Below are 3,035 nucleotides of genomic sequence, written 5' to 3' on the forward strand. Positions count from 1 at the left end.
GAGAGCCTCACCTCCCGGACCATCTCCTTCGTCAGGGGGGCGATGGCGCGGGCGCACCCGATCGCTTCTCTCGTCGCCCTCAACGCCTGCATCATCCCCCTCGTCTTCATGGTGCAGTTGATGTACCTCGTCCTCCTCTTCAACATCCCGATGCCCTTCTCCCTCATCCTCCTCATCCTCCTCGCCGCCGCGACCGAGGAGGTGGCGAAATCGATCGGCATCATCGCCGTCCTCAGGGGGACGCCGGGCACTTTCACCTGGAAGAACCTCGTCCTTGCCGCCGTGGCGACAGGCGCCGGTTTCCTCATCGGCGAGAAACTTCTCCTCTTCGTGATGATCGCCCAGGTCACAGGATCGGTCTTCGGCACCATCCTCTTCTCGGGCGTCGGCCTCCTCTGGGTACCCTTCCTCCTCCACGCGAGCGGGGCATTCATCCTCGGTGCGGCCGTCAAGGCCGGAGGGCGGCGCATGTACCTCCCCGGCCTTGTCATCGCCGCAGGCGTCCACGCCCTCTATAACCTCATCCTCATCGGAGGCGCAGTATGAACGCACGACATGTCTGGACAGTCGCGAAAAAGGAGTTCAGGGGGATAGGACAGGAGCGGACGATCGTGCTTGCGATCCTCCTTCAGGTCTTCATCGCCATGTTCTCCTCCTTCCTGGTCGTCGGCCTCACCTCCCTCTATGACCCGGCCTCGATGGACAGGTCTGGCAGTGTCTATGCCGTCGGCTATGCCGGGGCCGACTCTCCCCTGCAGGGTATCCTCGAAGCAGACGACACGTTTGCCGTCTACCGGATGGACCTCTCCCCTGCTGTCGCCGCCCTGAAAGAACGACAACTCGCTGCCGTCGTCTATGTCCCGCCGACCCCGCCCGACGCGGTGGAGCCCGTGCAGGTCACCCTGTACACCCTGAAAAACGATATCCAGACGGCGGTCGTGGGCGTGGAACTGAAGGAGGACTTCGAGGAGTACGAGACCTTCCTCCGATATGCGCGGGCAGACCGCCTCTCTGCCGCACCCATCGAGGTCGCCGTCCCGGCAGGGACCGGGGGACAGAGCTTTTTCCTCTTCATCTACGGCCTCCTCATCCCCCTCCTCCTCTTCATGCCCGCGATCATCTCGGCAAGCCTGATCATCGACTTCATCACCGAGGAGTACAGCGCCCGGACCCTCGACACCCTCCTCTCCACCCCCCTCACTTTCACGGAGATTCTCTGGGGCAAGGTCTTCGCCGCCTGGGTACTCGTGCCCCTCCAGGGCGGCGCATGGCTCCTCCTCCTCGGCCTCAACGGCATCGCCGTCCGCAATATCGTCGAGGTGCTGGTCCACGTCTCCGCGGCTTCGCTCGTCCTGATCCTCCTTGGCGCCCTCGCCGCCCTCCACTTCAGGGACCGGACAAACGCACAGTTCATCTTCTCGACCGGCCTTGTGGTCGTCCTCCTCGTCGCCCTTGCAGTCCCGGCAAACCCGGCAAACTTCATCGTCCTCCTTGCCGCGGGGGCCGACGTCCCCTGGCACTGGGCCGCCCTCGCCGTCGTCCTCTGCGGGACACTTCTCCTCGCCGCCGTCACCGACCGCTACGCACGCACGATCGCACGCCGGGCGATGGCCTGAGGACCACCACATCCGGATATAAACCGGATTCGAAGATCAAACATCCAGATTATCAGAAATATGAAGAATTAACGATACAATCGTCGAGAAAGAAACAGAAACAATAAATAGTAACTATCTCCATTTTTGCGTGATTACTATGATCACGAAGAGAGTCATTGCGTGGGGAGCAGTGCTGATGGCCATGCTCATCCTGGTCATGCCCGTTGCAGCTATCGGCGGGAACGAGGCATGGGTCCAGGTACGCTGCAACGTAGAAGGCGCATCGATCTACTTTGACGGCGACTACAAGGGGCAGATCGCCGGCGGCGAACTGAATGTCCCGGTCTATACCACCGGCACGCCGTACCACACGGCAAAAGCCGTCATGGACGGCTACTACACCTCGTCGACCTCGATCGGCAGTTATCCCGCAGCCGGCGAAACAACGACGGTGTACATCACCCTGAACCCGACCCCGACCCCGGCACCGGCGACCACCGGCACCCTCTCGGTGACCTCCTCGCCGAGCGGCGCCAAGGTCTATGTGGACGGGTCGTACTACGGCAGAACGTCACAGGTCATCTCAGGTCTCTCGGCCGGCGACCACCGGGTCGAGGTCACCCTCGAAGGCTACGATACCTGGAAGAGCAGCGCACGCGTGAGGGCCGGCCAGGTCACGGACGTCTATGCCTCCCTGACACACAAGCCGACGCTCGGTTCGATCTATGTCTCGTCCGGTCCCTCGGGCGCGAACATCTACCTTGACGGCGTGTACAAGGGAACGAGCCCGCGGACCCTCTCCGGCATTGCCGAGGGCAGGCACTATGTCGACGTCGAACTTGCCGGCTACCAGGAATGGAGCGGACCGGTGAATGTCGTCGCTAACCAGCAGGCCCACATCTCAGTGAGCCTCACGCCTGAATCAAAGCCTGTCTATGGCACCATCGCGGTCTACTCAGATCCCATCGGGGCCTACATCTACCTGGACGACGCCTACCAGGGCCGCACCTCCCCTGAGGGCTTCGTGATCATCGGCGTCTCACCGGGCGCCCACACCGTGAACCTCAAGCTTGACGGGTACAAAGACGCGGCCACCTCGGTAAACGTGAACTCGGGCCAGCAGTCGTCGGTGCGTTCGACCCTCCAGACCCCGGGGGCCAACACAGGCTCGATGGAGGTCACCTCTGACCCGGCAGGGGCAGAGATCTACCTGAATAATGCCTACAAGGGGGTCACCCCGGTGACGCTCAACGACCTTGCGCCGGGCAGTTACACCGTCGCCCTCAAACTCAACGGCTATGTCGACTGGACGACGACCGCCACGGTGAACACCGGCGCTACGACCCCGATCTCGGCACAGTTCGTGGCAGTCCCGCCGACGACACAGAAGTCTCCGGGCATGGTCGTCCCGGCCCTCGGGGCCCTTGCGATCCTCGG

General features: G+C 62.7%; 2 protein-coding genes and 1 pseudogene. All 3 read left to right on the forward strand.

Annotated features, from left to right (window positions below; genetic code table 11):
* Nucleotides 1–546 (forward strand): annotated as a pseudogene (locus PHP59_RS12295) (PrsW family intramembrane metalloprotease); the annotation flags it as partial.
* A complete protein-coding gene (locus tag PHP59_RS12300; protein ID WP_300167402.1) occupies nt 543–1,616 on the forward strand; it encodes an ABC transporter permease in 1,074 nt (357 codons plus the stop codon). The pseudogene PHP59_RS12295 and the gene PHP59_RS12300, both read left to right, overlap by 4 nt.
* 139 nt (nt 1,617–1,755) lie before the next feature.
* Nucleotides 1,756–3,035 (forward strand): PEGA domain-containing protein (locus PHP59_RS12305; RefSeq protein WP_300167404.1); only part of this gene is annotated, 1,280 nt, incomplete at its 3' end.

It is taken from the genome of Methanofollis sp. (assembly GCF_028702905.1).
GTDB lineage: Archaea > Halobacteriota > Methanomicrobia > Methanomicrobiales > Methanofollaceae > Methanofollis.